General features: G+C 70.4%; 16 protein-coding genes. All 16 read left to right on the top strand.

Annotated elements, in window-relative coordinates:
• The first annotated feature begins 16 nt into the window (after window positions 1–16).
• A complete protein-coding gene (locus tag AB0I79_RS13530) occupies window positions 17–1,534 on the top strand; it encodes an FGGY family carbohydrate kinase (protein WP_357871500.1) in 1,518 nt (505 codons plus the stop codon).
• Entirely contained in the window at window positions 1,524–2,540 is a 1,017-nt protein-coding gene (locus AB0I79_RS13525; protein WP_357871497.1) for a sugar-binding transcriptional regulator, read from the top strand. The genes AB0I79_RS13530 and AB0I79_RS13525 overlap by 11 nt, the downstream gene beginning before the upstream one ends.
• Window positions 2,541–2,798: 258 nt before the next feature.
• Entirely contained in the window at window positions 2,799–5,144 is a 2,346-nt protein-coding gene (locus AB0I79_RS13520; RefSeq protein WP_357871494.1) for an Ig-like domain-containing protein, read from the top strand.
• Between the two features lie 20 nt (window positions 5,145–5,164).
• Window positions 5,165–7,150 carry an ABC transporter substrate-binding protein gene (locus AB0I79_RS13515; protein ID WP_357871491.1) on the top strand — a complete coding sequence of 662 codons (1,986 nt, stop codon included), beginning with the start codon at window positions 5,165–5,167 and terminating at the stop codon, window positions 7,148–7,150.
• A gap of 9 nt (window positions 7,151–7,159) precedes the next feature.
• Window positions 7,160–8,158, top strand: coding sequence for an ABC transporter permease (locus tag AB0I79_RS13510; RefSeq protein WP_357871488.1), 999 nt, complete (start codon window positions 7,160–7,162; stop codon window positions 8,156–8,158).
• Between the two features lie 6 nt (window positions 8,159–8,164).
• On the top strand, window positions 8,165–9,301 hold the full coding sequence (locus tag AB0I79_RS13505; RefSeq protein ID WP_357871485.1) for an ABC transporter permease: 1,137 nt from the start codon (window positions 8,165–8,167) through the stop codon (window positions 9,299–9,301).
• A complete protein-coding gene (locus tag AB0I79_RS13500; RefSeq protein ID WP_357871483.1) occupies window positions 9,276–10,271 on the top strand; it encodes an ABC transporter ATP-binding protein in 996 nt (331 codons plus the stop codon). The genes AB0I79_RS13505 and AB0I79_RS13500 overlap by 26 nt, the downstream gene beginning before the upstream one ends.
• Complete coding sequence (locus tag AB0I79_RS13495; RefSeq protein ID WP_357871480.1) at window positions 10,268–11,317, top strand: oligopeptide/dipeptide ABC transporter ATP-binding protein; 1,050 nt, start codon at window positions 10,268–10,270, stop codon at window positions 11,315–11,317. Before AB0I79_RS13500 ends, AB0I79_RS13495 begins: the two co-directional genes overlap by 4 nt.
• Window positions 11,314–12,360, top strand: coding sequence for a sialidase family protein (locus AB0I79_RS13490; protein ID WP_357871477.1), 1,047 nt, complete (start codon window positions 11,314–11,316; stop codon window positions 12,358–12,360). Before AB0I79_RS13495 ends, AB0I79_RS13490 begins: the two co-directional genes overlap by 4 nt.
• Entirely contained in the window at window positions 12,357–13,538 is a 1,182-nt protein-coding gene (locus AB0I79_RS13485) for a sialidase family protein (protein WP_357871475.1), read from the top strand. The genes AB0I79_RS13490 and AB0I79_RS13485 overlap by 4 nt, the downstream gene beginning before the upstream one ends.
• On the top strand, window positions 13,538–14,965 hold the full coding sequence (locus AB0I79_RS13480; protein WP_357871472.1) for an extracellular solute-binding protein: 1,428 nt from the start codon (window positions 13,538–13,540) through the stop codon (window positions 14,963–14,965). The genes AB0I79_RS13485 and AB0I79_RS13480 overlap by 1 nt, the downstream gene beginning before the upstream one ends.
• A gap of 14 nt (window positions 14,966–14,979) precedes the next feature.
• The gene (locus AB0I79_RS13475; RefSeq protein WP_357871469.1) at window positions 14,980–16,362 is read left to right on the top strand and encodes a DUF5060 domain-containing protein; all 1,383 of its coding nucleotides are present in this window, start codon (window positions 14,980–14,982) and stop codon (window positions 16,360–16,362) included.
• 11 nt (window positions 16,363–16,373) lie between these two features.
• Window positions 16,374–17,360, top strand: a complete 987-nt coding sequence (locus AB0I79_RS13470; RefSeq protein ID WP_357871466.1) for a DUF5605 domain-containing protein — start codon at window positions 16,374–16,376, stop codon at window positions 17,358–17,360.
• Complete coding sequence (locus AB0I79_RS13465; RefSeq protein WP_357871463.1) at window positions 17,357–19,387, top strand: hypothetical protein; 2,031 nt, start codon at window positions 17,357–17,359, stop codon at window positions 19,385–19,387. The genes AB0I79_RS13470 and AB0I79_RS13465 overlap by 4 nt, the downstream gene beginning before the upstream one ends.
• Entirely contained in the window at window positions 19,384–20,688 is a 1,305-nt protein-coding gene (locus AB0I79_RS13460) for a glycoside hydrolase family 28 protein (protein ID WP_357871460.1), read from the top strand. Before AB0I79_RS13465 ends, AB0I79_RS13460 begins: the two co-directional genes overlap by 4 nt.
• A gap of 42 nt (window positions 20,689–20,730) precedes the next feature.
• Complete coding sequence (locus AB0I79_RS13455) at window positions 20,731–22,329, top strand: ATP-binding protein (RefSeq protein WP_357871457.1); 1,599 nt, start codon at window positions 20,731–20,733, stop codon at window positions 22,327–22,329.
• Window positions 22,330–22,347 lie beyond the last annotated feature (18 nt).

Here is a 22,347-nt window from a genome sequence, read left to right as displayed (position 1 = left end):
CGAGGACGGTGACCGCGTGACCGCGCTCGGGGACCCGCTCGTGCTGGGTGTGGACCAGGGCACGAGCGCGACCAAGGCGATCCTGGTGGACGCGGCGGGCGAGCTGGTGGCGCGCGCCTCGGCGCCGCTGTCCAGGCGGCATCCCGAGCCGGGGCTGGTCGAGCAGGACGGCGAGGAGCTGTGGCGCAGCGTCCTCGACGCCGTGGCCGGCTGCCTCGCGCAGGCGCCTCCAGGGCGGATCACCGCCGTGGGCCTGAGCGTGCAGCGCGAGTCGGTGATCCTCTGGGACCGGGCCACGGGCGCCCCGCTGGGGCCGCTGGTGAGCTGGCAGGACCGCCGGGGCACCGGCCTGTGCTCCCGCCTGGCCGCCGGGGGCGCCGCTCCCCTGGTACGCCGGGCCAGCGGCCTGCCCCTGGACCCGATGTTCTCCGCGGCCAAGGCGGCCTGGCTGCTCGACCACCACGACCCCGCGCGGGCGCGATCCCTGAAGGGTGAGCTGTGCCTGGGCACGGTGGACTCGTGGCTGCTGCACCGGCTGGGCGGCCGGCACGTGATCGAGGTCGGCTGCGCCTCCCGTACGCAGTTGCTGGACGTGCGGCGGCGGGCGTGGAGCCCGGAGCTGCTCGACCTGTTCGGCGTGCCGGTGGAGGCGCTGCCGCACGTGGTGGCCTCCACCGCGACCCACGCCGACGCCAAGGCGCTGCATCCCGCCCTGGCGGGGGTGCCGGTCGCTGCGGTGCTCGGCGACTCGCACGCCGCCCTGTTCGCGCACGCGGCGGGGCAGCCGGGGCGGGTCAAGGTCACGTACGGCACGGGCTCGTCGGTGATGGGGCTGGTCTCGGGGCCGGAGACGGTGAGCGACGAGGGGCTGTGCCTGACCGTCGGCTGGGACGACGGCGTGCCCGCGTACGCGCTGGAGGGCAACATCCTGTCCACGGGGGCCACGATCGCCTGGCTGGCCGGGGTTCTGGGGACCCGGGCCGAGGAGCTGGCGCGGCTCGCGACCGCCGGCCGCCGGGGTAGGCTGCAGATCGTGCCGGCGTTCGGCGGCCTCGGGGCGCCGTGGTGGGACGACCGGGCAGAAGCGATCATGACGGGTTTCGGCCTGGACAGCCGGCGGGAGGACATGGCGAGGGCGGCGGTCGACTCGATCGGCCTGCAGGTCGGCGACGTCGTGTCGGCCATGGAGCGCGCGGCGGGGCCGATGGCGGAGCTACTGGCCGACGGCGGGCCCACCGCCAACGCCGACCTCATGCAGTGGCAGGCCGACGTGACCGGTCACGCCGTGCGCGTCGCGCGCCGGCCCGAGCTGTCGGCCCTCGGGGCCGCGCACCTCGCAGGGGCCGCATCCGGTGTATGGTCCCGCCGGGAGCTGTCCGGGCTGCCGCGCCATGGCCGGCGCTACACACCCGTTCTGCCGGTGTGCGAACGGCGTCGCGCCCTAGCAGAATGGCACTCGGCAGTGGCCCGGGCTCGCCACCGGACCAGCAGGAGCGGCGGAGCCGAAGCGGAGGCCAGCGATCGTGGGAGCTGACAGTCAGTTCGAGAAGGGCCGCGCGGAGTCCGTGCGGTTCGGCGGGCGCAGGCTCAGCCAGGAGTCCGAGCGCATGCGGCTGCTCGTCCGCGTGGCCCGGCTCTACCACGAGCACGGCGTGCGGCAGCCGCAGATCGCCGCCCAGCTGCGCATCTCGCAGCCGCGCGTGTCCCGGCTGCTGAAGGAGGCCGCCGAGATCGGCATCGTGCGCACGGTGGTCGTGGTGCCCAGCGGCGTGCACGCGCTGCTGGAGGAGGACCTGGAGCGCAAGTACGGCGTGGAGCAGATCATCGTCGTGGACGCCTCGGGCGACAGCCACGACGTGGTGGCCGCGCTGGGCTCGGCGGGCGCGACGTACCTCGACGCCACGCTGATCGGCGGCGAGCACCTCGGCATCTCCTCGTGGAGCGCGAGCCTGCTGGCCACGGTGGAGGCCATGCAGCGCCGCCCGGTGCGGGTGGCCGAGGAGGTCGTGCAGCTCATCGGCGGCGTGGGCAAGGGCTCCGCGCAGGTGCAGGCCACCCGGCTGGCCGCCCACCTGGCCGACCTGACCGGCGCCGAGCCGGTCTTCCTGCCCGCGCCGGGGCTGGTCGGCTCGGCGGTGGCGCGGCAGGCGCTGTCCGACGACCACGTGGTGCGGCAGGTGGTGGACGCCTGGTCGCGGCTGACGACGGTGCTGGTCGGGATCGGCAGCCTCAACCCGTCGCCGTTGCTGCAGGAGAGCGGCAACGCGATCGGCGAGGAGGAGATGGAGACGCTGCGCGGGCTCGGCGCCGTGGGTGACGTGTGCCTGCGCTTCTTCGACGCCGAGGGGCGGCTGGTCGACTCGCCGCTGGAGGAGCGCATCCTCGGCATCCCTGCCGCCGACCTGCTGCGCGTGCCGCGGCGCATCGCGATCGCCGGCGGGCGGCGCAAGACCGCCGCCATCAGGGCCGCGCTCAGGGGCGGCTGGGTCAACACGCTCATCACGGACGTGGGCGTGGCCGAGGAGCTGCTGAAGGACTAGCCCCGCCCCCAGGACAGGGCCGTCGTGCGCACGCCGCACGGCGGCCTTCGCCGTTCCTGGACGAGTCCTGGGAATTTACCGGCGCGTCATCTGGCGGAGAAACCGCTCTTGACAGTCACATCCGTGTCGTTCACGATGTGATGCAATCCACTCCATTCATGGCTGAATAAAAATTCTCACCTATCGACAGCGTGGTCCGGAGTGTGCCGATCCACGGCACAGCCCTGCCTGTTTCCGGGGCGGAAAGAGAGCGTTTCGATGACCGAGGCCCCTGGCTTCGATCCCCAGCAATCAGAATTCAGCCGCCGTGCTTTCGTGCGCTCGGCGGCGCTGGCCACCCCCGCCGTGGCGCTGGCCGGGCAGGCCGGCACGGCCGCCGCCGCCTCGGCGCCCACGCCGTCCCCGTCGCCTGCTCCGAGCACCCGGGCGAGCGCGGCGGCGCCGAAGATCGCGGCCTTCCCCGGCGCCGAGGGCGCGGGCAAGTACACGACCGGCGGCCGGGGCGGCGCCGTGTACGAGGTGACCACCCTGGCCGACGACGGCCCCGGCTCGCTGCGCGAGGCGGTCGCCAAGTCCGACGGCACGATCGTCTTCCGGGTCGCCGGCACCATCAAGATCAAGGGCGGGCTCGACATCACCGGGTCCAACCTCACGATCGCCGGCCAGACCGCCCCGGGTCACGGCGTCACCGTCGCCGGCAACGAGACGGCGATCAAGGGCGACAACATCATCCTGCGCCACCTGCGCTTCCGCGGCGGTGACGAGATGGGCACCCCGATCGACACCTTCGCCGCCCGCGGCGTGAAGGATCTGATCATCGACCACTGCTCCTTCTCCTGGGGCGTGGACGAGTGCTTCTCCGTCTACGGCAACACCAACGTGACCGTGCAGTGGTGCATCATCTCCGAGGGCCTGACCAACTCGGTGCACGACAAGGGCCGGCACGGCATGGGCGGCCTGTGGGGCGGCGACACGGTCACCTACCACCACAACCTGCTGATCCACCAGAACGCGCGCAACCCGCGCTTCAGCTTCGAAGAGGGCATGGCCCTGGTGGTGGACCACCGCAACAACGTGATCTACAACCACGGCATCACCTCCTGCTACGGCGGCGAGTGGTCCAACGGCATCAACCTGGTCGGCAACTACTACAAGCCGGGCCCCAACACGCTGCCGAAGACCGCCAGGGAGATCGTCGCCCCCGGCCGGTTCGGCCAGTGGCACGTCAGCGGCAACGAGATCGAGGGCCACGCCGACGTCACGGCCGACAACGCGCTCGGCATCACCTACCCGGTCGGCGGCATCACGCTGCTGCCCAAGCCGGTGGAGTTCGAGAACGGCATCACCGAGCAGAGCGCGCAGCAGGCGTACGCGGCCGTCCTGGAGCAGGCGGGGGCCACCCTGCCGCGCCGGGACGCCATCGACGCCCGGCTGGTCGGCGAGGCGCGCACCGGCACGGGCCGGCACATCAACTCCCAGAAGGACGTGGGCGGCTTCCTGCCCTTACCCACCGAGGTGCCCGCGCCGGCCGACACCGACAAGGACGGCATCCCGGACGAGTGGGAGACCGCGCAGGGGCTGGACCCGAACAACGCCGACGACGCCAAGGCGGCCGGCGGTGACGGGTACACGAACCTGGAGCGGTACCTGAACTCGATCCAGCGAGCCGGGGCCCGCAACCCGGAGGTGACGATCACCTCCCCCCAGATCGACCAGGTGTTCGCGGCCAACAAGGACAAGCAGCCGGTCACGATCACGGCCGACGCCAAGGCCCTCGACGGGGCGAGCATCGCCAAGGTCGAGTTCTTCCACGGCGACGAGAAGATCGGCGAGTCGACGGCGGCCCCGTACCAGGCGACCTGGAGGGGCGTGACCGACGGCACCTACTTCCTGACGGCCAGGGCCACCGACAGCACGGGCTCGGCCACCACCTCCTCGCTGGTGCCGATCCACGTCAACCGCACCAGGACGCACCCGGGCTGGCAGGTCAAGGACATCGGCGAGGTGCCGATCCCCGGCAACACGGCGCTCAAGGACGGCGTGTTCACGATCAAGGGGTCCGGCAAGATCGCCGGCTGGAAGGACGCCTTCCACTTCGCCTACAAGGCGGTCGGGTTCAGCAAGCGCGGCGAGGTCCTCGAGATCACCGCCCGGCTGGACGGCGTGAGCAAGAATCACGTCGACGCCGTGGCCGGCATCATGGTGCGGCAGGACCTGGAGCCCAACTCGCCGTTCATGATGGCCGGCATCGGATACTCGGCCAGCAACGAGGACGGCTCCCGCAAGCGCGCCAAGGCGATCAGGGTCGCCTCCCACGGCACGGCGCCGAGCGTCGGCGTGTACCCGCCGGCCGGCGAGGACCCGCTGGACGACAAGCCGTACTGGCTGCGCCTGGTCTGCCGGAGCCTGCCGACCGGCGGGGACACCGAGTTCGAGGCCTTCCTCTCGGAGAACTCGCTCAACTGGGAGCGCATCGGCTACGAGCGCATCGTCATGCGGACCGGCCGGTTCTACATCGGCCTGGCCGTGGACGGCAACCAGGAGGCGAACGGCGTCCACGTCTACACCACGGCGACCTTCAGCCAGGTCAAGGTCAATCGTTAGACCTCCAGAACGGAGCACCCATGACAGAGCACGCGTTGACGAGGAGGAGCCTGCTCCGCGGCGGGGGACTGCTCGCGCTCGCCACGGCGAGCGGCTGCAGCTTCTTCGACACCAGCCCGGACACGGGCGCCGCCGGCGCGGCGCAGGCCGCCGACATGTCCGCCAAGGAGGCGCCGGCGCTGGCGGAGCTGGTCAAGGCCGGCAAGCTGCCGCCGCTGGAGCAGCGCCTGCCGAAGAACCCGCTGACCGTCACCCCGCTGCAGGAGCCCGGCAGGTACGGCGGCACGTGGAACTCGGCCCTGGTCGGCGAGGACGACTGGGACTGGTTGACCTTCACGCTCTACGAGCCCCTCGTCCGGCTCAAGCCCGGCACCAACGGGCAGAAGGGCCCGGACGACATCATCCCCAACGTCGCCGAGTTCGAGGTCAAGGACGGCGGCCGGGAATACGTCTTCCGCCTGCGGGAGGGCCTGAAGTGGTCCGACGGGCAGCCCTGCACGGCCGACGACATGCTGTTCGCCTTCGAGGACGTGGCCACCTACCACGACCTGCACACGACCGGCATCTACGACCTCTACCTGGAGAACGGCAGCACCACCGAGCGGGTCAAGGTCGAGAAGGTGGACGAGCGGACCGTCCGCTACGTCTACAAGGAGCCGAAGGCGGGCCTGCTGTTCCAGATCGCGGTGGCCACGTTCGAGCGGGGCGGGGCGAGCGGGTTCCTGCTGCCCAAGCACTACCTCAAGCAGTTCCACAAGAAGTACAACCCGGACGCCGACAAGCTCGCCAAGGAGCAGCAGCTGGAGGACTGGACCCAGCTGTTCATGCAGAAGAACGACGTCCCGCACAACGCCGACATCCCCACGCTGCACGCGTGGAAGATCAGCAACGCGATCGGCAAGGGAACGGCGGTGGTGGCCGAGCGGAACCCGTACTACTGGAAGGTCGACCAGCAGGGGCGCCAGCTCCCCTACATCGACCGGTTCAGGTCGGAGATCCTCGGCGACGTCGAGGTGGAGCTGCTGAAGATCATGAACGGCGAGCTCCACATGCAGCTGCGCAACTTCAACACGCCGGAGAACAAGCCGCTGGTCGCGCAGAACGCCACCAAGGGCAAGTACCGGCTGTTCGACGTGCAGAGCCGGCTGAGCAACACGATGATCATCCAGTTCAACCAGACCATCTCCGACGAGAACCTGCGCGAGCTGTTCAGGAAGAAGGACTTCCGGGTCGGGCTGTCGTACGCGATCAACCGGAAGCAGATCATCGACGGCGTGTACGCGGGCCAGGGCGAGCCCTGGCAGGGCGCGCCCTCCAAGGCCAACGCCCTCTACGACGCGGACTTCGCCAAGCAGTACACGGAGTACGACGTCGCCAGGGCCAACGAGTTCCTGGACAAGGCCGGGCTGACCGAGAAGGACGCCGACGGCAAGCGGCTCGGCCCCGACGGCAAGCCGCTGATGATCACGGTCATGGCCGACACGGAGTTCCCCCACCACGTGCAGGCGCTGGAGTTCGTCAAGAAGGACTGGGAGGCGGTGGGGGTCGGGCTGCGGGTCGATCCGGTGGCGTCCACGCTGTACGACGAGCGCACGATGGGCAACAACCCGCAGGCGTCCGCGTACACGTGCAGCGACTTCGACGTGATCACCGGCACCGGCGGCGACCACTACTACGTGCCGAGCAACTCCGGCAGCGCCCGCTACGCCATCCGCTGGGCCCAGTGGTACGGCAGCAAGGGCAAGAGCGGCGACGAGCCGCCGGAGGAGGTGCGCAAGCAGCTGGAGGCGTTCACCACCATGCGCACCGAGCCCGACTTCACCAAGGCGCTGGAGCATGCCAAGGAGGTCGTGCGCATCTCCAAGGAGCAGTTCTACTCGATCGGGATCAGCTCGTACCCGAACGAGTACGGCATCGTCTCCAACAGCTTCAAGAACGTGCCCGAGTCCATGGCCGCCGCCCCGGTGAACCCCGGGCCGACCATGCCCGAGCAGTACTCCCTCTGAGGGGCCGACGTGCTGGGTTACTTCGGCCGCCGCCTCCTCTACGTGGTGGTGACGCTCTGGGCGATCTCGATCGTCACGTTCGTCATCATCAACCTGCCGCCGGGCGACTACGTCTCGACCCTGGTCGCGAACGCGGATTCGGGCGGCGAGGGCATCACACCCGCGGAGGCCGCCAACCTCAGGCAGCGCTACGGCCTCGATGACCCGATCTTCGTCCAGTACTGGCGGTGGATCTCCGCCATCGTGCTGCACGGCGACTTCGGTCAATCGTTTGCCTGGAACCAGCCGGTTGCCACGCTGATCGGCGAGCGGGTCGTCCTGTCGGCGGTGCTGTCGATCGCCTCGCTGCTCCTGGTCTGGGCGATCGCGTTCCCGATCGGGATCTACAGCGCGGTCAAGCAGTACTCCTGGGGCGACTACGGCTTCTCCTTCCTCGGCTTCATCGGGATGGCGGTCCCCGAGTTCATGCTGGCGCTGGTCCTCATGTACGTCGGGTTCCGCTACTTCGGGCAGAGCGTGGGCGGGCTGTTCTCACCGGAGTTCCAGGACGCGGCCTGGAACCTGGGCAAGGTCCTCGACCTGTTCGGCCATCTCTGGGTGCCGATCGCGGTCATCGCGGTCTCCGGAACGGCCGGCATGATCCGGGTGACCAGGGCGAACCTGCTCGACGAGCTCTACCGGCCCTACGTGCACACGGCCAGGGCCAAGGGGCTGCCGGAGTGGAAGCTGCTGCTGAGGTACCCGGTGCGGATGTCGCTCAGCCCGTTCTTCAGCACGGTGGGCTGGTTGCTGCCGGGGCTGATCGGCGGGGAGACCATCGTCTCGGTCGTCATGAGCCTGCCGACCGGCGGCCCGCTGCTGCTCAGCGGGGTCATGAACCAGGACATGTACCTGGTCGGCAGCTTCATCATGATCCTCAGCCTGCTCACCGTGGTCGGCACCGTGATGAGCGACCTGGCGCTGGCGTGGTGGGACCCGCGAATTCGCAAACGGTACAAGAGAGAGTAGCGCCGCATGTTTCTCAGGCGACCCACGACGAAGGAAGTAGGGACGCTGCCGCAGTGGCGGCTGATGTGGCGGCAGTTCCGGCGGCACCGGCTCGCGATGGCCGGCGCGGCGATCCTGATCCCGGTGTACTTCGTGGCGATCTTCGCGGAGTTCTTCGCGCCGATGTCCAGCTCGACCGCGAACACGTCGATGACGTACGCGCCGCCGCAGGTGCTGCACTTCTCCGGCGAGCACGGCCTGCACGTGTACGGCTACACGACCGAGCGCGACCCGGACACCTTCGAGCAGCGCTACACCGAGGATCCGGCCAAGGTGATCGAGGTCGGGCTGTTCGTGCACGGCGACGAGTACAAGCTGCTCGGCCTGATCCCGTCCGACATCCACCTGATCGGCCCCGTGCAGCAGGGCGAGCCGTTCTTCCTGCTGGGCTCGGACCAGAACGGGCGGGACCTGCTGTCCAGGCTGATCCACGGCGCCAGGGTGTCGTTGTCGATCGGCCTGGTCGGGGTGGCGGCCAGCTTCCTGCTCGGCATGCTCATCGGCGGCATCTCCGGATACTTCGGCGGCGGCGTCGACAACGTCGTGCAGCGGGTCATCGAGTTCCTGATGGCGATCCCGACGCTGCCCCTGTGGATGGCGCTGTCGGCCGCGCTCCCCACCGACTGGGGGCCGCTGACCCGATATTTCGCCATCACGGTGCTGCTGTCGCTGATCGGGTGGACCGGGCTGGCCCGGGACGTGCGCGGGCGGTTCCTGTCGCTGCGCGAGGAGGACTTCGTCACGGCCGCCCGGCTGGACGGCGTGGGCCGGCTGTCGATCATCTTCCGGCACATGATCCCGTCCTTCGCCAGCCACATCATCGCCTCGCTGTCGCTGGCCATCCCGGCCATGATCCTCGGCGAGACCAGCCTGAGCTTCCTCGGCCTGGGCCTGCAGGCCCCCGCCGTGAGCTGGGGCGTGCTGCTGGAGGGCGCGCAGAACGTGCGCGTCGTCGCGAACGCGCCGTGGCTGCTGGCGCCGGGCGTCGCGGTGGTGGTCGTGGTGGTCGCCATGAACTTCTTCGGGGACGGCTTGAGAGACGCCGCCGATCCGTACGGAAACAGGAAGGTGAGCAGGCGTGCCCGCAGACGACGTGCTGCTTGAGATCGAGGACCTGCGCACGCACTTCCTCATGGACGACGGCGTCGTGTGCGCCGTGGACGGCGTGAACCTGAAGGTGCGCAGGGGCGAGACGCTGGCCATCGTCGGCGAGTCCGGCTGCGGCAAGAGCGTCATGGCCCGCTCGATCCTGCGCCTGGTGGACCCGCCGGGGCAGATCGAGGGCGGCAAGATCACCCTGCACCGCGAGAGCGGCCCCGTCGAGCTGGTCGGCGCCGATGCGAAGCTGCTGCGGCAGATCAGGTGGAACGACATCGCGATGGTCTTCCAGGAGCCGATGGCCTCGCTCAGCCTCGTGCACACCATCGGCAGCCAGATCGTCGAGGCGGTGCGGCTGCACGAGAACGTCGGCAAGGCCGAGGCCCGCAGGCGCGCGATCGAGATGCTCGACCGGGTCGGCATCCCCATGCCGCAGCGGCGGGTGGACGCCTACCCGTTCGAGCTGAGCGGCGGCATGCGGCAGCGGGCCATGATCGCGATGGCGCTGGCGTGCAACCCCGGCCTGCTGATCGCCGACGAGCCGACGACCGCGCTGGACGTCACCACCCAGGCGCAGATCCTGGAGCTGCTGCGGGACCTGCAGGGCGAGTTCGGCATGGCCATCATGCTGATCACGCACGACCTCGGGGTGGCGGCGCAGGTGGCCGACAGCATGGCCGTCATGTACCTGGGGCGGGTGGTCGAGTACGGCTCCGCCGAGCAGGTGCTGGCCGCGCCCCGCCACCCCTACGCGCAGGCGCTGCTGCGCTCGATGCCCCGGCTGGGGCGGGCCAGGCAGCGGCGGCTGACGGCGATCAAAGGCATGGTGCCGCCCCCGTACGCGCGGCCGGACGGGTGCTTCTTCCACCCGCGCTGCGACCACGTGGTGGCCGGGCGGTGCGACGCGGTCGAGCCGCGCCTGCTGCCCGTGGGCGACCGCGAGGTGTCCTGCCTGCTCTACGAGGAGGACGAGTGAGCAAGGAACCCCTGCTCAGGATCGAAGGCCTGACCAAGCACTTCCCCATCCGCAGCGGCCTGCTCGGCCGGCAGGTCGGCACGGTGAAGGCGGTCGACGAGGTCGATCTGGACATCGCGGCGGGCACCACGCTCGGCCTGGTCGGGGAGTCCGGCTGCGGCAAGACCACGCTGGGCCGGTGCATCGTGCGGGCGCACGACCCGACCGGCGGGCGCATGCTCTACCGGCGGCCCGACGGCTCGGTGATCGACGTGGCGGGGCTGAAGGAGAAGGAGCTCAAGCCGTACCGGGCCGAGGTGCGGATGATCTTCCAGGACCCGCACTCGTCGCTCAACCCGCGCAAGACCCTGCGCGAGATCATCGGCGAGCCGATGCGGGTGCACCAGGTCGGCACCAAGGAGGAGATCGACGCCCGGGTCGGCGAGCTGCTCGAACGCGTCGGCCTGCGCCCCGAGTACGCCAACCGCTACCCCCACGCGTTCAGCGGCGGTCAGCGGCAGCGGGTGGGGATCGCGCGGGCGCTGGCGCTCTCGCCCCGCCTGGTCGTCGCCGACGAGGCGGTCAGCGCGCTGGACGTGTCGGTCCGCGCCCAGATCCTCAACCTGCTCATGGACCTGCAGGAGGAGTCGGACCTCGGCTTCCTGTTCGTCAGCCACGACCTGGGCATCATCGAGCACGTCGCGGACGTGGTCGCGGTCATGTACCTGGGCCGGGTGGTCGAGCAGGGCCCGACCGAGGAGCTGTACGCGCGGCCCCTGCACCCCTACACCGAGGCGCTGCTGTCGGCCGTGCCCGACCCGGACCCCGCGGCCAAGCGGCACCGCGAGCGGATCAAGCTGCTGGGCGACATCGCCGACCCGGCGCACGTGCCGCCCGGGTGCCCGTTCAACCCCCGCTGCGTGTACGCCAGGGACACCTGCCGCACCGAGCGGCCCCCGCTGCGCGAGGTGCGGGGCCGGCGGGTGGCCTGCCACTTCGCCGAGGAGCTGGAGCTGCGCGGCGTCCCCGATCCCGACGTACGAGAGGACCCGGTGGTCAACGTATGACCGACCCCCGTTTCGACGGCATCGTACGGCCGTCCGCCATGCTGGCCGGCGCGCGCGAGGCGCTGCTGCCGGCGCCGCACGGCCCCGACAACCACGCGGCCAACCTGCTGCGCACGCGCGGCGGCGAGCTGCTGTGCGCCTGGTTCAGCGGCCCCCAGGAAGGCGATCCCGGCACGAACGTGGTGGTCTCGCGCCTGACCGGCGACCGCTGGCAGGAGCCGCTGCTCGTGGCGGCCGACCCGCTGCGCAGCGAGCAGAACCCGGTGCTGTTCGAGGACGGCGGCGGGCTGGTGTGGCTGCTGCACACCTCCATGGAGCCGCACGACCAGACCACCGCGCACGTGGTGGCCCGCACCTCGGCCGACGCCGGCCGCACGTGGAGCGAGCCGCGCGTGCTGCTGTCCGAGCCGGGAATCTTCGTGCGGCACCCGCCGATCGTCCTGGACGACGGCGCGTGGGTGCTGCCCGCCTACCACTGCACCGCCGGCGGCGACCACAGCGTGGCCGAGGTCAGCGCGGACGGCGGGCGCACGTGGACCGAGCACCAGGTTCCCGGGAGCGCGGACCTGGTCCAGATGACGATCGCCCAGCAACCCGACGGGCGGCTGCTGGCGATGTTCCGTGACCGGCGGGCGGGGCGGATCTACGCCTCCACCTCCTCCGACGGCCGCACCTGGTCCGCTCCGACGCGGACCGAGCTGCCGAACAACGACTCCTCCGTCCAGCTCACGAGGCTCGGCGACGGACGGCTCGCGCTCGTCTACAACGACGCGAGCCTGGAGCGCGACCAGTTCAGGTGGGTGACCAAGAACGGGGAACGGCGCAAGAAGGCGCTGCGCACCCCCTTGGTCGTCGCCGTCTCCGAGGACGGCGGCGCGAACTGGCCGCACCGGCGTGTACTGCAGGATTCCGACTCCGAATATTGGCAGAGCGAGCTCGGCTATTCCTATCCGAGCGTCACCGACGGCCGGGAGGGGCGGCTGGACGTCGCCTTCTCCTATTTGCGGAAGACCATCAAGTATCTGGAGATCGACGCTTCATGAAAATTCGGCAGAGCCTTTTATACGGTGCCCTGGCGGTGGCCGTCGGCGTGCCCTCGTACGTGACGGGCGCGCACGGCGACGGCGACGTGCAGGTGGCGCCCACCGGCGCGTACGCCTGCCGCCAGGACGTGGCGGCCCCCGACCCGAACGTCCCCAAGGTCCACGCGGCGGCCGTCACGCAGGCCCCGACGGGTGACATGCTGACGGTCTACTACGGCGGCACGTCGGAGGGCGCCGCCAACCAGGCGCTCTACCTGTCGCGGCTGGCGACCGGCAAGAAGAGCTGGTCCAAGCCGGAGGTCGTGGTCGACGAGCCGGGCAAGGCCGACGGCAACCCCGTGCTGTGGTCGGACGGCAAGCGGGTCTACCTGTTCTACGTCGTCATCGAGGGGCACGGCTGGGAGCAGGCCTCCATCCGGCTCAAGACCTCCGACGACGGCGGCCACACCTGGAGCGAGCCCACCGTCATCCGCTCCGAATGGGGCTGGATGGTCGGCACCAACCCGATCCGCATGTCGAACGGCGAGGTGCTGCTGCCCATCTACGACGAGGCCAGCTCCAGCTCCGGCTTCTACGTCTTCAGCCAGGACCTGAGCACGTGGAAGGCGTACCCGGAGGACACCGGGGCCTGGATCCGCACGCCGGAGGGCTCGATCCAGCCGACCGTGGTGGAGGTGGAGCCGGGACGGCTGGCCGCGTACATGCGGACCGGCGACAAGGCGATCTACAAGAGCGAGTCGACCGACTTCGGCCGCACGTGGAGCGCTCCCGTGGCCGAGCCGATCGGCAACCCGAACTCCCGCGTCGCCGCGCTGAAGCTGGACAGCGGCAAGCTCGTGCTGGCCTACAACCCGTGGGTCGAGCACCGCTCCCCCATGCGCCTGTCGCTCTCGCCGGACAAGGGGCGCACGTGGGAGCACTCGGTGGACGTGGAGGCCCAGTCGGGCCCGCAGTTCACCTACCCGGTGCTCACCCAGAGCGCCGACGGCTTCATCCACCTGGTCTATTCCTACAACCGCAACAACATCCGGCACGTGGTCTTCAACGAGGAATACCTGCGCAACGCGGTGGGCCTGCTCTCGAACTGGCCCGAGCACACGATCACCGAGTTCAAGAACGGCGTCCGGCGCAATGTCGTGCGCCAGTGCAGTTATTCCCCCGTCAAGGAGAGTGAATGATGAGCAAGGTTCGTGGGATCGCGCTGCTGGCGCTCGCTCTGTCCGTCACCGCTGTGCCCGCCGACGCCTCGGCGGCCGCCTGCAAGGACGTGGGGAACAAGTACAACCTGCCGTTCCAGGTCTGCGACGACGAGCTGTTCATCTTCGCCGCCAACTACAAGCCGTTCGAGGCGACCGTCGACGAGTCCCGGCAGGGCACCCGGGTCTTCGACGAGATCATCGGCAACAAGCTGCGGGCGGCGTTCCCCGACGTCAAGATCAAGTACGCGACGTGGGACCTCCCCGTGCGGTACGAGGACCTCAAGAAGGCGGGCGTCACCCCCGACATCATCATCGAGGACCCCAAGTCCCGCATCGACCGCGACCTGGAGCCGATGGGCTGGGTCGGCGACCTCACCGCCGACCTCCAGAAGGCCGGCATCGACCTGAACACGCTGAACAAGGCCGCCGTGGAGCTGACCAGGTCGCGCTCCGACGGCGGGATCTACGGCGTGCCGCTGTTCATCGACGAGCACGTGCTGCTCTACAACAAGAAGATCTTCGACAAGTTCGGGGTGCAGCACCCCAAGCCCGGCATGACGTACGACGAGGCGTACAAGCTGGCCAAGAAGCTGACCAGGGACGACGGCCTGGACCACTACAAGGGCTACATGCAGCACCCCGACCAGTACCTCGAGTTCAACCAGGCCGGCCTCTACCCGTTCCAGCCGACGGCGGGCGAGGAGCCGAAGCCCGAGGAGCTCAAGGTCGACATCACCGGTGACGGCTGGAAGCAGTACGTGGAGAACCTGTACCGCTTCCTGACGATCCCGCGCAACGAGTTCACCACCGTCACGGACTTCTTCAAGGGCGACATGAGCCAGCCGGGCCACCTGGCCATGGCCGTCGAGACGGTGTCGCGGCTGAACATGTACGCCGGCAACGAGCTGTTCATCGAGGACGGCGACGAGGAGTCGTTCAAGGAGCAGGCCAAGAGCGTCGACATCGGGGTCACCGCGATCCCGGTGCTCAAGCGCGGCTCCACGACCATCTACCAGCCGAACACGCGGGCCGCGTTCGTCCCGCCGTCCGCAGCGCACAAGGATCAGGCGCTGCGGATCGTGAAGTGGCTGGTGTCGGAGGAGGCCCAGACGGAGATCTCCAAGCAGGGCATCAAGGCCGTGCTGCAGACCGAAGGCGTCGTGTCGAACTTCGGCAAGAGCGTCCCCGCGCTGGCGAACCTCGACACCTCGGCCGTCTACTGGGGCGAGAACGCCGCGGTGTCGAACTACCAGAACACCGAGTTCTGGGACCTGCCGCTGTGGTCGGTCTTCCGCCAGCACGTGCTGCGTGACGGCATGACGCCCGAGCAGTCGCTGGCCGTCTCCGAGCAGCAGGACATCCCCAACTACATCAAGGCGCAGGCCGCCGCGGGGAAGGATTGGTAACACTGTCCCCCACCGTGGAACGCTGGGGCGTCCACGAGATCGAGCTGGCCGGGCCGTCCGACGGCAACCCCTTCGCTGACGTTCGTCTGTCGGCCCGGTTCCAGTTCCGCAATCGCATCGTCGAGGCCGACGGCTTCTACGACGGCGACGGCGTCTACCGCGTCCGGTTCATGCCGGACGCGGTGGGTCCGTGGAGCTACACCACCGTGAGCAACGTGACCGAGCTGGACGGCCACGCGGGCGCCTTCGAGGTGTCGCCCGCGTCCGAGGGCAACCACGGCCCCGTGCGCGCGTCCGGCACCGCATTCGAGTACGCCGACGGCACGCCGTACCTGCCGTTCGGCACCACCGCCTACCACTGGACGCACGACATGGACGACGAGCGCGAGCGGCAGACGCTGCGCACGCTCGCCGCCTCGCCCTTCAACAAGCTGCGCATGTGCGTGCTGCCGACCGGCGCGATGACGCCGCCGCAGGTGCCGTTCGCCGGGAAGGACCCGGACGGGCTGGACAAGACCCGGTATAACCCGGTCTTCTTCCGCCACCTGGAGTCCCGCGTCCGGGACCTGCTCGACCTCGGCATCGAGGCCGACATCATCCTCTTCCACCCCTACGACTTCGGCCGGCGCGGCATCGAGGACATGGGCAGGCAGGCCGACCACGCCTTCCTGCGGCACGTCATCGCCCGCCTGGCCGCCTACCGCAACGTGTGGTGGTCGGCCGCCAACGAGTACGACTTCAACACGGCCAAGACCGTCGAGGACTGGGACGACATCCTGCGCACGATCGCCCGGCTGGACCCGTACGAGCACCTGCGCTCGATCCACAACGGGACCCGCATGTACGAGGTCGCGACCCTGTACGACTTCACCAAGCCCTGGGTGACGCACCAGAGCATCCAGCACTGGGACGTCACCCCCACCGACGAGTGGCTGCGCGCCTGCCCCAAGCCGGTGGTGCTCGACGAGATCTGCTACGAGGGGAACATCGGCAAGCGCTGGGGCAACGTCACCGGCGAGGAGCTGGTGGACCGCTTCTGGGAGGGCATGGCGCGCGGCGGTTACGTGGGCCACGGCGAGTCGCTGGCCGGCTTCCAGGAGCGGGCCTGGATCGGCAACGGCGGCGGGCTGTACGGGCAGAGCCCCGCCAGGATCGCCTTCCTGCGGCAGGTCATGCAGGCGCGCCGCGAGGGCGTGCTGCTGCGGTACCTGGGGCGGCGGCAGGCGGCCTCCGTCACGGTGGACCTGCCCGACGACGGCTGCGCCTACGAGGTCGAGCTGATCGACGCCTGGAACATGACGATCACCCCGGTGGACGGCGCGTACCGGAAGCAGGCGCGGGTGGCGCTGCCGCGCCGGCCGTACCTGGCGCTGCGGATGACGAGGGTTGCACCATGATCATCGATGGGATGGCGACGACCGCCCTCGCCTGGCACCTGCAGGGCGCCAACCGGCGCGCGCGGACGCTCGCCACGCTGCAGGCCTCCCCCTTCGACCGGGTGCGGATGGCGGCGCTGGCCGGCCGGTGCACGCTCGACTCGCTGGAGGAGCGGGTGGCGGAGCTGGCCGGGATCGGGGTGACCGCCGAGCTGGTGCTGCTGCACCCCGACGACGGCATCGCCGACGTGGCGGCCGCGACGCGCTACCTGGAGGAGGTGGTCCCCCGCCTGGCGGCGCACCCGAACGTGTGGTGGTCGCTGTCGGCCGGCCCCGCGCGCCTGCCCGGCATCTCCGAGCACGACTGGGTGCGGCTGGCGGACCTGGTGGCCGAGGAGGATCCCGGCCACCATCCGCTGTCCATCACCGTCCCGGCCGACTCGCCGCTGCTGTGGCGGCGCGGCTTCACGCACGGCAGCGTGACCGCGCGCAGCCCGCGCGACGCGTGGGTCCAGACGCGCGACCACCACAAGCCGGTCGTCATGGACATGTGCGGCTACGAGGGCGACGCGCCCGATCCGTGGCTGAGCCTGACCCCGCAGGAGGTCGTGACCCAGGCCTGGGACGGGGCGGTGCGGCGGCGGTGCGTCACGCACGGGGAGTCGTACCTGGACGAGGACGGGCTGACCTGGTCGCAGAGCGGCGGGACGCTCGTCGGCGAGGCGGTGCCGCGGCTGCGGCTGCTGCGCCAGGTGCTCGTCGCGATCCCCGAGCAGGCACGGTACCGGGACAGGGACGCGCCGATGCTGGAGCTGCCCGGGGAGTTCTACCTGGAGTTCTGCGGTGAGCATCGGTTCCCGCAGCGCGAGTACGACGTGCCGGAGGGGCGCTACGAGGTCGAGGTGATCGACACGTGGGAGATGACGGTGACGCCGCACGGGGTCCAGGAGGGCCCGGCGGTGAAGGTCCCGCTGCCCGGGACGGTCGGGCAGGCCGTCCGGCTGCGGCGGGTGCCATGACGCCGGTACGCGACTCCACGCCCGCCGGCGTGCTCGCCGCCATCGCCGAGCCCGGCGGGAAGCTCGTCGAGGTGGTGGCGGGCCCCGGCGGCCCCGAGGTGCGGCTCGGCCGTCGCGACGCGGCCGGCCCGCACCTGCGGGCACCGCTGCGCGGCCTGCTCACCGCCTCGGCGGGCCGCCCGTGGCGCGTCGAACCCGCCGAACCGGGCACCGTGCGCCTCCAGCGGGGGACGGTGGTGGTGACGGCGCGGGCCGGCGGGCTGAGCGCGGGACTGGAGCTGGCCTTCACCCCGGACGGCCTGCTCACCCTCACCACCACCTGGCGCAACGACTCCGCCGCCGCGATCACCGACGTGGCGGCCGGCCTCCTGCTCCCCCTCCCCACCCAGGACGCCCACGTCACCATGCCGGGCGTGCTCTACAACGACAACCCCTCCTCCGACCCGGCGAGGAAGGTGCCCCGCATCCCGTACGTCGCCGAGGAGCATCGCCTCCCCGTCCCCGCCGTGAACGCCGCCTGGGACGGCCGCTACGTCAGCCTGTTCGCCCACCCGGAGGCCACCCGCGGCCACGACGGCAGGGTGACCTACGGCTCGCTCGGCGTCGTCCGGTCCCCCGGGCTGACCGTGGCCGCCCTGACGGGCGTGATCATGTTCGACGGCGAGCCGGACGTCTGTTACGTCAGCAAGGCGCAGGTGGCGGACCGCCCGATCGGCTACCGGGACCTGGCCCCGGGCGAGACGATCACCACCCGCCACACGCTGGACTGGGGCCCGGTGGAGCCGCGCGGGTTCGGCTTCAGGACGCTCGTGCACACCAGGCTCTACCGCGACGAGCCCGCCAGACCGCTCTCGGCGGACGACATCGTCCGGCTGAAGACGGGCGCCATGGACGCGCGCTGGAACGGCGACGGCTACCTCGCCTACGAGGGCACCCGCCACGGCCGCCCCCGCTCGTACCTGTACGGCTGGACCGGCCAGTGCATGAAGCTGGCCCTGTGCGACGCCCTGCTCGGCATCGAGCGGGGCGAGCCGGAGCGGGTCGAGCGGGCCCGCCGCGCCGCGGACTTCTACGTCGAGGGCAGCGCGACGCCGGTGCGCGGCCTGCGCGCCGCCCGCTACCTGGTCGACGAGGGCAGCTGGGAGATGTTCCGCAAGGACGGCGCGGACTTCGTCTCCAGCCGCGCCCACGGCGAGACGATCACCGACCTGGCGGCGCTGGCCCTGCGGTTCAGGGACGCGGGCCTGGAGGTGCCGCCGGAGTGGGCGGAGGCGGTGGCGGACGCCGCCTCGATCTTCTGGCACACCAGGCTGCCCGAGGGCGTCGTCCCGCTCGGCTGGACGCCGATGGGCACCCCGGTCTCGCCGATGGTGAGCGCGGCGGGCATCTCCTGCGTGCAGGCGATGCTGGGCGCGTACCGGCTGAGCGGGGAGCGGATGTGGCTGCTGCGCGCCGAGGAGGTGCTCGGCCACTACCACCGGCTGCACGCGGCCACGTTCGAGCGGCCGTTCGCGCACGCCACGCTGGACGCCTCGGGGGAGGACAAGGAGGCCGGGATGTACTTCTTCCTGGCCGCCCACGAGCTGTTCCGGCTGACCGGGCGGGAGACGTACGCGCGGTGGGCGGAGGCGGCGGCCGACTGGCTGCTGACGTTCGTCTACGTGTGGTCGCCGGAGTTCGACGAGGGCAGCACGTTCGAGCGGCGCGACTTCAAGGCGTGCGGCTGGCCGTCGGTGAGCGTGCAGAACCACCACCTCGACGTGTTCTTCCCGACCTCCGAGCTGATGGAGTTCGGCCGGGCGACCGGCAGGGCCGACTACGCGGAGCAGGCGGACCGGATCCTGCACGCCATGGGCCAGGGCATCTGCACGGAGCCGGGCGACTGGGGCTTCCTGACGCCGGGCGAGCAGGGCGAGGGGTTCTTCCAGACCAACTGGCAGCGCACGGGTGAGGCGAACACCTGGAACCCGTCCTGGGTGATCGCGCTGCCCCTGTATCACGCGCTGCGCATGAGGAAGGTGGCATGAGCTTCGTGACCGAGGAAGAGGCCTGGCGGTACGCCGACGAGCTCCGGGAGCGGGTGCGCCCGCCGGAGTTCCCCGACCGCTGGTTCGACGTGACCTCCTACGGCGGCGGGGAGAAGTGGACCAGCGCGTTCCGCGCCGCGATCGCGGCCTGCCACGAGGCGGGCGGCGGCCACGTCCTGGTGCCGCCGGGGACGTACCCCACCGGGGCGATCCACCTGCTCAGCAACGTGGACCTGCACGTGGAGGAGGGCGCGACGATCCTGTTCAGCACCGACCCCGCCGACTACCTCCCGGCCGTCCACACCCGCTTCTCCGCCATCGAGTGCTACAACTACTCCCCCTTCGTCTACGCCTACGGCCAGGAGAACATCGCCATCACCGGGGGCGGCACGCTGGACGGCTCGGCCGGGCCCGAGCACTGGTGGCCGTGGGTGGGCACGCCGGAGTTCGGCTACCGGGAGGGCATGCCGTGGGAGGACGAGGACTGGGCCGAGCTGCAACGCATGGCCGCCGAGGGGGTGCCGGTCGAGCAGCGCGTCTTCGGCGCAGGCCACTACCTGCGGCCGAACCTGATCCAGCCGTACCTGTGCAGGAACGTGCTGGTGGAGGGGGTGCGCATCGTCCGCTCCCCCATGTGGGAGATCCACCCGGTGCGCTGCGAGAACGTGCTGGTCAGGAACGTGTCGATCTACTCGCGCGGGCCCAACAACGACGGCTGCGACCCCGAGTCGTGCAAGTCCGTGGTGATCTCCGGCTGCGTGTTCGACGTGGGCGACGACTGCATCGCCGTCAAGGCCGGCCGCGGCCCTGACGGGCGGCGGGTCGGGGTGCCGTGCGAGGACGTGCTGATCGAGGACTGCGAGATGCGCTACCGGTACGGATCCGTCGCGATCGGCACGGACACCACCGGCGGCATCCGCAACGTGTTCGTGCAACGCTGCCGCTGGGGCGGGGAAGGGCTCTACTTCGGGCTCTACATCAAGACGAACTCGGTGCGCGGCGGCTTCGTGGAGAACGTCTTCGTGCGCGACGTGGAGATCAGCGAGCTGACCAAGGAGGCCGTCTCGATCGATCTCTACCACGGCGACGGGCACAACGGCGACGATCCGCCGCCGATCCGCAACATCCACGTGGCGGGGGTGCGCAGCGACCGTACGCGCAGCGCGTACCTGCTGCGGGGCTATCCGGAGCAGCCGCTGCGGGACGTCACGATCAGGGACAGCTCGTTCGCCCGGGTGTCGCGTGCGGACGTGGCCGCCGACGTCGAGGGCCTGTCGATCACCGGGGTCACGGTCGGCTAGCAGTTTCAGGCGCCCGGCGGAGGCCAGTGGCAGAATGTGACCATGCGGCCACCCGGAGCGAAGTACTTCAACACCACCGGCCCCTGCGGCCCGCGGCACCACTACATGTTGCCTCCCGCGCAGCGGCTTCCCGAGGCGCGGGTGCTCATCGAGATGGATCGCTACTTCGTGCTGCACGCGCCCCGGCAGACCGGCAAGACGACCACACTGGACGCCCTGGCCTCCGAGCTGACAGCTGAGGGCGACATCGCCGCCCTGATGTTCTCCTGCGAGCGCGCCGAGTCGGCCGGTGACGACTACGCGGCCGCGGAGGAGATTCTGCTGGACTCCCTCCGCGAGGCCGCGGAACGCACGGGATGGCCGGCAGAGCTGTTGCCGCCGGATCCCCGGCCGGAGGCCCCGGCGGGCGCCCGGTTCGGCTCGGCGCTGACCGAGTGGTGCCGCCGCTGCCCGCGCCGGGTGGTGCTGTTCATGGACGAGATCGACGCCCTGCAGGGCAACAGCCTGGTCAGCATCCTCAGCCAGCTCCGCCACGGCCACAACGCGCGGCCAGGGGGCCATCCGTTCCCCGCGTCCGTGGTGCTGTGCGGGTTGCGCGGCCTGCGTGATTACGAGGTCGCCTCGGGCGGCGAATCCGGCCGGTCTAACTCGGGCAGCCCGTTCAACATCGTCGCCGAGTCGCTGCGCCTGGGCGACTTCACCGCCGATGAGATCGCCGAGCTGTACGGCCAGCACACGCAGGCGACCGGCCAGGAGTTCGCCAAGGACGCGGTGGACCGGGTCTTCGAGCTGACCCAGGGACAACCATGGCTGGTCAACGCCCTCGCCTACGAGGTCGTCACCGAGATGGGAGTGACCGGCACCATCAACGCCGGGCAAGTGGAAGACGCCAAGGAGCGGCTGATCCGGAACCGGGCCACTCATCTCGACGCGCTGGTGGCCAGGCTGCACGAGCCGCGGGTCAAGCGGGTGATGGAGCCCGTGGTGGCCGGGGTCTTCCCGCCCATGGACCTGACCTTCTCCGACGATCTGTCCTACGCCCGTGATCTGGGCCTGATCAAGCAGAAACCCCCGCTGGAGGTGGCGAACCCGATCTACCGGGAGGTCGTCCTGCGGGTGCTGGGTGACCCGACGGAACAGTACGTGATGGCCGATCCGCGCAGCTTCGTGCTGCCGGACGACCGTTTCGACCTGCCGCGCCTGCTGCAGGAGTTCGTCGTGTTCTGGCGCGAGCACGGCGAGGTGCTCATCCAGCAGGAGGGCTACCACGAGGCCGCCTGCCAGATCATCCTGATGGCCTTCCTGCACCGCCTGGTCAACGGCGGCGGCCAGCTCGACCGCGAGTACGCCGCCGGCACCAAACGCCTGGACGTCCTGGTCCGATGGCCCTACCCCGGCCCAGAAGGCGACCGCCTCGTGCAGCGCGAAGCCATGGAGCTGAAGGTCTGGCGGGCAGGCGAGAACGACCCCCTGCCCGACGGCCTCGCCCAGCTCGACCGCTACCTGGACCGCCTCACCCTCTCCACCGGTGTACTGGTGATCTTCGACCGGCGCCCCGAGGCCCCACCGTGGAAGGAACGCGGCGCCTTCGAACAGGCGGTCACCCCGTCCGGACGCCAGGTCACCGTCCTGCGGGCGTGACGGGCCTTCGGAAGGCTT

The sequence above is a fragment of the Nonomuraea sp. NPDC050202 genome, assembly GCF_040656115.1.
In the GTDB taxonomy this organism is placed as follows: Bacteria; Actinomycetota; Actinomycetes; order Streptosporangiales; family Streptosporangiaceae; genus Nonomuraea.
Note: the sequence above shows the minus strand (reverse complement) of the source record. Positions and strands in the feature narration are given on the sequence as shown.

Bases quoted from the DNA above. Each gene is read 5' to 3' on its own strand.
- AB0I79_RS13520 (WP_357871494.1), top strand. From the start codon at position 2,799: ATGACCGAGGCCCCTGGCTTCGATCCCCAGCAATCAGAATTCAGCCGC.
- AB0I79_RS13515 (WP_357871491.1), top strand. From the start codon at position 5,165: ATGACAGAGCACGCGTTGACGAGGAGGAGCCTGCTCCGCGGCGGGGGA.
- AB0I79_RS13505 (WP_357871485.1), top strand. From the start codon at position 8,165: ATGTTTCTCAGGCGACCCACGACGAAGGAAGTAGGGACGCTGCCGCAG.
- AB0I79_RS13490 (WP_357871477.1), top strand. From the start codon at position 11,314: ATGACCGACCCCCGTTTCGACGGCATCGTACGGCCGTCCGCCATGCTG.
- AB0I79_RS13485 (WP_357871475.1), top strand. From the start codon at position 12,357: ATGAAAATTCGGCAGAGCCTTTTATACGGTGCCCTGGCGGTGGCCGTC.
- AB0I79_RS13480 (WP_357871472.1), top strand. From the start codon at position 13,538: ATGAGCAAGGTTCGTGGGATCGCGCTGCTGGCGCTCGCTCTGTCCGTC.
- AB0I79_RS13470 (WP_357871466.1), top strand. From the start codon at position 16,374: ATGGCGACGACCGCCCTCGCCTGGCACCTGCAGGGCGCCAACCGGCGC.
- AB0I79_RS13465 (WP_357871463.1), top strand. From the start codon at position 17,357: ATGACGCCGGTACGCGACTCCACGCCCGCCGGCGTGCTCGCCGCCATC.
- AB0I79_RS13460 (WP_357871460.1), top strand. From the start codon at position 19,384: ATGAGCTTCGTGACCGAGGAAGAGGCCTGGCGGTACGCCGACGAGCTC.
- AB0I79_RS13455 (WP_357871457.1), top strand. From the start codon at position 20,731: ATGCGGCCACCCGGAGCGAAGTACTTCAACACCACCGGCCCCTGCGGC.